The organism is Geminicoccus flavidas, from assembly GCF_009806515.1.
GTDB classification, from domain to species: Bacteria; Pseudomonadota; Alphaproteobacteria; order Geminicoccales; family Geminicoccaceae; genus Geminicoccus; species Geminicoccus flavidus.
Genome location: NZ_WUJP01000434.1, coordinates 1 through 7,374 on the forward strand (window position 1 = coordinate 1; position 7,374 = coordinate 7,374).

A 7,374-nucleotide genomic window follows, 5' to 3' on the forward strand; every position below is an offset into this window, starting at 1 on the left:
GGCGCTCAAGGAAGAATTTCTAACCGCTGCTTCAAGCACCCCTGCGGCCTCTCCCACCCGCAGCCGGCTACTGTTCCCCGTGCGCACCCCGGTCACCGCGGTCTCGGCGCAAGAGGAGCGTACGTTCCTGCCATTCCAGTGGACCATCTGGTCATTCACCGTCGCAGCGCGCGCAATCTGAGCAGAAGATGGATGCTCGACCCGCCACCCCCGGATGAGGGTCGGCTGATGGTGTGGCGCCTCGGGCTCCGCGCGGGCACCGGGCGCCCGCGACACAGGCCCCGATGAGGGCATCTTCATCCGTGAGGATCGGCGAGAGGCTTTCGCTTGCGCTCCATCGGCGACCGCCATGCTGAAGACGATCTTCGTCCAGGACACGGCCGAGGCCGCCCACACGCAAGGGCGGCAGGTGGCCGATGCACTGCGCGAGCGTCTTCCCGAGTTTACCGCGCTGAGGGACGCCGCGCGAGGACGTGCTCGCCTGCATGACCTTCTCCGCACGAGCACTGGGCGCAGATCATGTCCACGAACCCGCTCGACCGCCTCGATGGCGAGATCGAGCGGTGGGCCGATGTTGTCGGGATCTTCCCCAACGACCGCTCGGTCATCCGGCTGGCTGGGGCGTTGATGTGCGAGCAGTGCGATGAGCGGGCGGTCCGCCGTGGCCGCCTGATCACCCTCGGGCCCTGCCTGGCGGCCCCCTCGCCGTGATCGAAGCAGCGGCCGCTCTGTCCCGTCTGCCGAATGCTCCGGCTACGCCGTATGGCCTGGGCTACGGCTGTTCAGGAGCGCACCACCAGGCAGTCATGGCCCTGGCGCATGATCGCCTTGCAGGCGCTCTCTGCCTTGCTCTGGTCGTAGCCGACCAGCCGGGCGAGATAGATCTTCTTGCCCTTGCTGGTCGAGGCGAGGACGGTCGGTTTGCCGCGCAGCTTCTTGGCCATCTCGCCGGCCACGCGCTGGACCTGGCGGCGGGCGGCCTTTTCCGAGGAGAAGCCACCGACCTGCACCGAATAGCGGTGGCGCTGGCCGGCGGCTGGCGGCTGCGGTGCCACCGCAGCGACCACCACGGGCTTCGCGGCCGGCGGCGGTGCCACCGCGCTGCCTTCCGCGTCGCCCTGGTCGCGCGAGGCGGTGAGGTCCACCCCGTCGCCCTGCGCGGCCGGCGCCCGCACCGGGCCGGCCGCGGCCACGGCGGTGTTCGCCGACGCGGTGCCGAGCAGTGGCATCGCCCGGGCGATCTGGACCGAGGCGAAGCCGTCGTCCAGCAGCCGCATGGTCTGCCGATCGCGGGCCCGCGCAGTCTTGCCGCCCAGGACCACGGCGATCAGCCGCCGCCCGCCGCGGACCGAGGAGGCGACGAGGTTGTAGCCGGACGCACCGATATAGCCGGTCTTCAGGCCGTCCGTGCCCGGGTAGCGGCCGAGCAGCCAGTTGTGGTTGCGGATCGTCCGGCCGGCATAGCTGAACTCGGCACGGGAGAAGTAGGGGTAGTATTCGGGGAAGTCGTCGATTAGCCGGCTCGCCAGCTTCGCCATCTCGAGCGCGGTGGTCACCTGCTCGGGGTTCGGCAGGCCCGAGGCGTTCTTGAACCGGGTCTTCTTCATGCCGAGCTGGCGGGCCTTCTTGGTCATCTGCTCGGCGAACGCCTCCTCGCTGCCGGCCAGCCCCTCGGCCACCACGCTGGCCGCGTCGTTGGCCGACTTGGTCAGGAGCGCCATGATCGCGTCGTCGAGCGTGATCGACTTGCCGGAGCGCAGCCCGAGCTTCGATGGCGGGCGGGATGCGGCGCGGGCGGAGATCGGCAGCCTGGTGTCCAGCGTGACCTTGCCGGCGCGCACTGCCTCGAACGCCAGGTAGACCGTCATCATCTTGGTCAGCGAGGCGGGATGGCGCAGCCCGGTCGCATCCTCGCCGAGCAGCACTTCGCCGCTGGCATGGTCGACCACCACGGCGGCATAGCGTGGCACCAGTGCGCCCTTCGCCACGGCTCCTGCGGCCAGCAACTGGCAGAGCCCCAGGGTCAGGGCCAGGCAGAAGGCCGCCAGAACACGTCTCGAACCGGTTGAGCTAGCCATGCGGACGTCCACCTGAGCGCGCCGGACCGACCCGATCCGGCCGAGCCCGAGGAGCGCGACTCAGCCAGTCGTTCCGGTCACTTGCGATGCGCGCATCACACCGTACCTCAGCCACGACTAGTCACGACCAGAGGTAGAAATCAACGCCGGAATAATCGCTCGCGCATTATTCTGCGGGAATGAGGAAGCGGCGATACACCCAGCCGGTCGGCCGGCCGTCCGCGGCGGGGATGCGGTGCCAGCCGAGTTGCTCGCGGTCGGTCCGGACGAGCGTTCCTTCGGTCAGAACGCCCACCACGGGGAACGAATTGTCCGGCCCGCCGCGCATGTTCACCGCGGTGCTGATCCGGTAGCGATCTCCGGCCTCGGCAGCCTCGGCCGTGGCCTGCCCGGCTCCGGGCGATGCCGCCTGCGGTTCGGCCGGCGCGTCCTGCTCGACTGCCGGACGCTCCGCCCGCCCGGGCACCGGAGCCGCCGCCGCATCCATTGGCGCATCACGGCCCTCAGGCAGCGCCTCCTCCTGTGCGGCGCCCTCCCGTGCGTCATCCCCCTGCCCGGCCGCATCCTGCTCCGGCCCGGTGGTCGGCTCCGCTTCGCGGGCCGCCCTCAGCGCCTCGTCGAGCGAGGCCTGCGCCCGTTCCTCCGCACTTCTGCTGCGCTCGACCGCGGCTGCCATCGCATCCGGGTCCGGGCCGGCCGCCGGACCGTCCGGTGCAGCCTCGGCCACCGCACCGGTCTCGCCTGCAGCCCCGCCTGCAGCCCCGGCGGGCGAAGCACCTTCCGCGCGCTCCGCGAGCGTGGCGAGTGCCGCGGTGGCCGCGGCATTGCCGGGCTCCAGCGCCAGCACTTGGCGGAAATCCCGCGCCGCTTCCTCGATCATGCCCAGCTCGATCCGCAAGGCACCCCGATATTGCAAGGCTTCCAGATAATTGGGGTCGATCGCCAGCGCTCGGTCGTAGTCGGTCAGCGCGGCACGCCGGTTGCCCGCCTGGGCGCTGGCCAGCCCGCGCGTGAGATAGGCATAGCGGAGGTTGCGGATCGTGGTCGGGTCGTCGGCCTTGAGCTTCTGGGCCTCCAGATAGTCGGCGATCGCGGCGTCGTAGTCGCCGAGCTGCGAGTAGGCGACGCCGCGATTGTTGAGCGTCACCGCGAGCGCCTCCGGATCCAGCCCCCCTGCGTCGATCGCCCGGCCGAACGCGGCCGCCGCCTCGGCGAACTCGCCGGACCGGTAGAACTCGTAGCCCTGCCGGAGATCGTCGGGCAGCTGGGCGCCGGCCGTGCCGGTGACCACCAGGCAGCCGGCCACGACCATGCCCGCCAGATGCCGCCGCCACCGCCAGCTGGCCCCGCCGGGAGCGGCCCCGCGGCCGCCGCCGGCTCTCACGACCCGGCTCCCGGCTTGCGTGCCCGATACCGGCCGCGCAGCGTCGCCGCATGGCCCTCGCGCACGATCTGCTGCGGCCGGGTCACCGCCAGCGCATCGTCCGGAACGTCCCTGGTGATCACGCTGCCAGCCCCCACCAGTGCGCCGGCACCCACCTGGACCGGCGCTACCAGCGCGGTGTTGGAGCCGATGAACGCGCCGGCCCCGATGGCGGTCTGGTGCTTGCCGAACCCGTCATAGTTGCAGGTGATGGTGCCAGCCCCGAGATTGGCGGCCTCCCCCACCTCCGCATCGCCGACATAGCTCAGATGGTTGACCTTGGCGCCGGCACCCAGCCGCGCGTTCTTGGCCTCGACGAAGTTGCCGACCTTGGCGCCTTTGCCGATCCGGCTGCCCGGCCGGACCCGGGCGAACGGGCCGATCTCGGCACCCGCCTCGATCGTGCAGCCCGCCAGATGGGAGAACGCGTGGACCCTGGCGCCGGCCTCGATCCGCACCTCTGGCCCGATCATCACGTACGGCTCGATCACCGCACCTGGTGCCACCTCGGTGTCCGCCGAGAAATGGACGCTGTCCGGCACCGGCATGATCACGCCCAGTTCCAGGAGCCGCTCGCGCTGCCGCTCCTGGAACAGCCCGTAGGCGTCGGCGAGTTGTCGCTGGCTGTTGACCCCCACCCCGTCCTGCCAGGGCCCTTCCACCGCCACGCAGGCCCAGCCGCGCTCTCGCGCCAGCTGGACGATGTCGGTGAGATAATACTCGTTCTTGTCCGGCCGGTGCGGCACCGCCGCCAGCAGTTCGGGCAGCCGCGCGGCATCCATCGCCATCACGCCGGCATTGCACAGGCCCGAGCGCCGCAGCTCCGGGTCGGCATGGCGCTCCTCCACGATCGCCAGCAACTGCCCACCTTCCTGGCGGAACCGGCCATAGCCGGTGCGGTCGGGCGGATCCATGCCCAGCACCGCCACGGCGGCATCGGCCGCGCGCCTCGCCGCCAGCAGCTCCCGTAGCGTCTCCGCCCGGATCAACGGCGTGTCGCCATACAGCACCAGCACCTCGCCTGCTGCCGGCAGCCCGGCGATTCCGGCCTGTACCGCATGGCCGGTCCCGAGTGGCGGATCCTGGATCGCCACCGACAGCGGCAGGCCGGAACGCGCCCCTGCCTCGGCGACCTCCTCCATGCCCGGTGCCAGGACCAGGACGACCCGTGCCGGGTCGAGCTCGCCCGCCACCGCCAGCACATGCTCCAGGAGGCTGCGGCCGGCCAGCGGATGCAGGACCTTCGGCCGGCCGTTCCGCATCCGGGTGCCCTTGCCCGCGGCCAGGATCAGGACATGCAGCGCTGTCGTCATCGATCTCCGTCTCTCGATCCTGCGGCCAACGATCCTGCCGTAGACCGGACCGGAGTCCCGTCCGGCCGGCGATCCCCCCTGCCGCCCTGCCCCAACCAGCCGGTCCTAGCAAGCCGGTATGGCTGCGGAACGCAACCGCCCCGAGTGTAACGAGTCCGCTTGACCGGACAATGCAGGCACCGCTTCCTGCGGCGATGTCTGCCTCCGGTGCCGGGGCACCCGCTGCCGGTACCGCCGCGTCCCAGCCTTAGTTGGAGCACTGATCTTGGCCTCGTTTCCGCCGCTGCGGGCAATCCTGTTCGACCTGGACGGCACGCTGGTCGAATCCGCCCCGGACCTGCACGCCACGCTCGTGGAGGTGACGGCGGAGCTGGGTGTCGATGCGCCGAGCCTGCCCGAGCTGCGCACCATGATCGGCGACGGTGCCCGGGTCCTGATCCGACGCGCCCTGGACGCCGCCGGGCACCCGGACGACCCGGAACTGCTGGAGCGGCTGTTCGAGAACTTCCTCGCCCGCTACACCGCCAACCCCTGCCGGCACAGCTTCGCCTATGAGGGCGTGGTGCCGGTGCTCACCGAGCTTGCGGCCCGCGGCATCCGGATGGGGATCTGCACCAACAAGCCCCATGCGCCGACACTCGGCCTGCTGGACGCGCTGGGCCTCACCGGCTTCTTCGGCGCGGTGGTGGGCGGCGACAGCCTGCCCGTGCGCAAGCCCGATCCGGAACATGCGCTCGCGACGCTGCGCCTCCTGGGCCTCCCGCCCGAGGAGGCGATCTTCGTCGGGGACAGTACCAACGACGTGGTCACCGCGCGCGCAGCCGGCATGAAGGTGATCGTGGTCAGCTTCGGCTACACTACCATCCCGCCGAGCGAGCTGGGTGCGGACCTGGTGATCGACCGCTTCGACGAACTGCCGGCCGCACTCGACCAGCTGCGCCCAGGCAGCCGCCTGGCCGGCAGCATTGCGTCTTGACACCGGGCGGGCGACGATGCACCAGACGCGCGGCGTCGGGCGCTTAGCTCAGCGGTAGAGCACTACCTTCACACGGTAGGGGTCGCAGGTTCGAACCCTGCAGCGCCCACCATCCCACCGTCCCTCCCTCGACCTGTCGGCTGGCGCGCTTTTCCTCGCGGAGGCGCAGACGTGGCCATGAGGTTCACCCTCGCAAACGGCCGTTCCGCTCCCTACATCTGCTGGGGACTAGGAACCGCTCGACGAGGGAAAGACGCCGTCCATGAACATGGTCTTGCGCAAGGCCGCAGGATTCGGCCTGCTCGCCGCGACGCTCGGCATCGCCGGCTGCCAGGCGCTGTTCGCCCATGCGTTCTGACCGGCCGGCCGGTTCCGGCAGCGACATCCTGGGCGGGTACGCAGCGCCCCAGCGCTGGATCCCGGAAGCCCGTTCGCGCCTGGAAGGCCGGTTTGAGGGGCTGGTCCTCTATCTGTTCGCGCTCTGGCCGATCATGGGCGCGCTGGTCGCGCTGAGCCGGGGCCGGGCGGATGCCGTGCTGGTGGACGCGCTGGCGGCAGCGCTGGTGATCGGTGGAGCCGGCCTGATCCGCTCCGGTCGCCGGGCTGAGCGGGCGTTCCGGGCACTCAAGGTCGCCCGTGCGCCGAGACTGCCGCGCAAGCTCCTGGGGGCAGCTTCTTTGGGCCTTGCCGCCTTCACGCTCGCCTTTGCCGGTGCCGGACACGACTTCCTGTCCGGGGTCGCGTTCGGCCTGGGTGCGGGCTTCGCCACCGTGCTGATGTACGGGCTCGACCCGCGCGGCGAGAAGCGTGCCGGCAGCGTGGATGGCATCGACACCGACCTGTTCCGCCAGGCATTGGACGCCGCATCCGCCCGCATCACCGAGCTGGACCAGATCCGGCGCCGCATCCGCTCGCAGGCCCTCACGCAGCGCCTGTCGCGGGTGGTGGAGCGAGCTCAAGGGCTGGTCGACACGATCGAGCGCCAGCCCGAAACCTTCAACCGGGCGCGCAAGGTGCTGAACCTCTATCTGGACGAGACCCTTGGCATTGCCCGTCGCTTCGCCAGTTCCGGCCTGGATGGCGCCGATCCCGCGATCGAGCGCAAGTTCACCGTGGCCCTGGACGCCATGGAGGCGGCGATGACTGAGCAGCAGCAGAAGCTGCTGGCCGCGGACGCGCTCGACCTGGACGTCCAGCTGGAAGTGCTGACCCGGCGCCTGAAGAGCGAGGGCATCCACGGATGACGGCCAGCCCGGATGCCGGCCGGATCCCGCCAGGCCGTCCCAGCTGATATTTCCTGCCCGCCGGCTCTTGCCGGCGACCGACCCCATCATCCTGCCCAGGGAGGAACGCCCCGATGAATGAGCCGTCCAGGACCTCCCCGCCGCCGCAGCCGACCTGGAGTGACGAGCCGGCACCGGCGGCCACGCCCGCGGCGGTCCGGCCCGGCTCGGTGGAGCCGGGCGTCCCCCGGCCGATGCCGGCGCCGCTGCGCGAGGCGGCGCCGCTGGCACCGGCCCAGTCCATCTCCACCGCCCAGTCCACCTCCCCCGGCCTCACCGCCACCAGCGCGGAGATCGAGGC

The 7,374-nt window shown here is 71.0% G+C and carries 6 protein-coding genes, 1 tRNA gene and 2 pseudogenes; 6 read left to right on the forward strand and 3 right to left on the reverse strand.

The window, feature by feature from the left end; genetic code table 11:
* Together EQG76_RS32190 and EQG76_RS32195 are read left to right on the forward strand one after the other, a co-directional pair.
* A partial coding sequence (locus tag EQG76_RS32190; RefSeq protein WP_235031333.1) for a hypothetical protein occupies window positions 1-181 on the forward strand: 181 nt, incomplete at its 5' end.
* Window positions 182-313: 132 nt separating this feature from the next.
* Window positions 314-711: pseudogene (locus tag EQG76_RS32195) on the forward strand (transposase); the annotation flags it as partial.
* Window positions 712-782: 71 nt separating this feature from the next.
* Here the strand turns inward: EQG76_RS32195 and EQG76_RS12100 are convergent.
* The 3 genes from EQG76_RS12100 to glmU form a co-directional block, all read right to left on the reverse strand.
* Window positions 783-2,078: a D-alanyl-D-alanine carboxypeptidase gene (locus tag EQG76_RS12100; protein ID WP_159713672.1), complete on the reverse strand. Its 1,296-nt coding sequence runs from the start codon at window positions 2,076-2,078 to the stop codon at window positions 783-785.
* 166 nt (window positions 2,079-2,244) lie between these two features.
* On the reverse strand, window positions 2,245-3,462 hold the full coding sequence (locus EQG76_RS12105) for a tetratricopeptide repeat protein (RefSeq protein ID WP_159713674.1): 1,218 nt from the start codon (window positions 3,460-3,462) through the stop codon (window positions 2,245-2,247).
* Window positions 3,459-4,814: a bifunctional UDP-N-acetylglucosamine diphosphorylase/glucosamine-1-phosphate N-acetyltransferase GlmU gene (gene glmU, locus EQG76_RS12110; protein ID WP_159713676.1), complete on the reverse strand. Its 1,356-nt coding sequence runs from the start codon at window positions 4,812-4,814 to the stop codon at window positions 3,459-3,461. Before glmU ends, EQG76_RS12105 begins: the two co-directional genes overlap by 4 nt.
* A gap of 265 nt (window positions 4,815-5,079) precedes the next feature.
* Between glmU and gph the strand changes: the two genes are divergently transcribed.
* The 4 genes and pseudogenes from gph to EQG76_RS12130 form a co-directional block, all read left to right on the forward strand.
* The gene (gene gph, locus EQG76_RS12115) at window positions 5,080-5,790 is read left to right on the forward strand and encodes a phosphoglycolate phosphatase (protein ID WP_159713678.1); all 711 of its coding nucleotides are present in this window, start codon (window positions 5,080-5,082) and stop codon (window positions 5,788-5,790) included.
* A gap of 37 nt (window positions 5,791-5,827) precedes the next feature.
* Window positions 5,828-5,902: transfer RNA gene (locus EQG76_RS12120), tRNA-Val, on the forward strand.
* Between the two features lie 235 nt (window positions 5,903-6,137).
* On the forward strand, window positions 6,138-7,034 hold the full coding sequence (locus tag EQG76_RS12125; protein ID WP_159713680.1) for a 5-bromo-4-chloroindolyl phosphate hydrolysis family protein: 897 nt from the start codon (window positions 6,138-6,140) through the stop codon (window positions 7,032-7,034).
* A gap of 113 nt (window positions 7,035-7,147) precedes the next feature.
* Window positions 7,148-7,374: pseudogene (locus EQG76_RS12130) on the forward strand (hypothetical protein); the annotation flags it as partial.

Bases quoted from the DNA above. Each gene is read 5' to 3' on its own strand.
- EQG76_RS12125 (WP_159713680.1), top strand. From the start codon at position 6,138: ATGCGTTCTGACCGGCCGGCCGGTTCCGGCAGCGACATCCTGGGCGGG.
- EQG76_RS12100 (WP_159713672.1), bottom strand. From the start codon at position 2,078: ATGGCTAGCTCAACCGGTTCGAGACGTGTTCTGGCGGCCTTCTGCCTG.
- glmU (WP_159713676.1), bottom strand. From the start codon at position 4,814: ATGACGACAGCGCTGCATGTCCTGATCCTGGCCGCGGGCAAGGGCACC.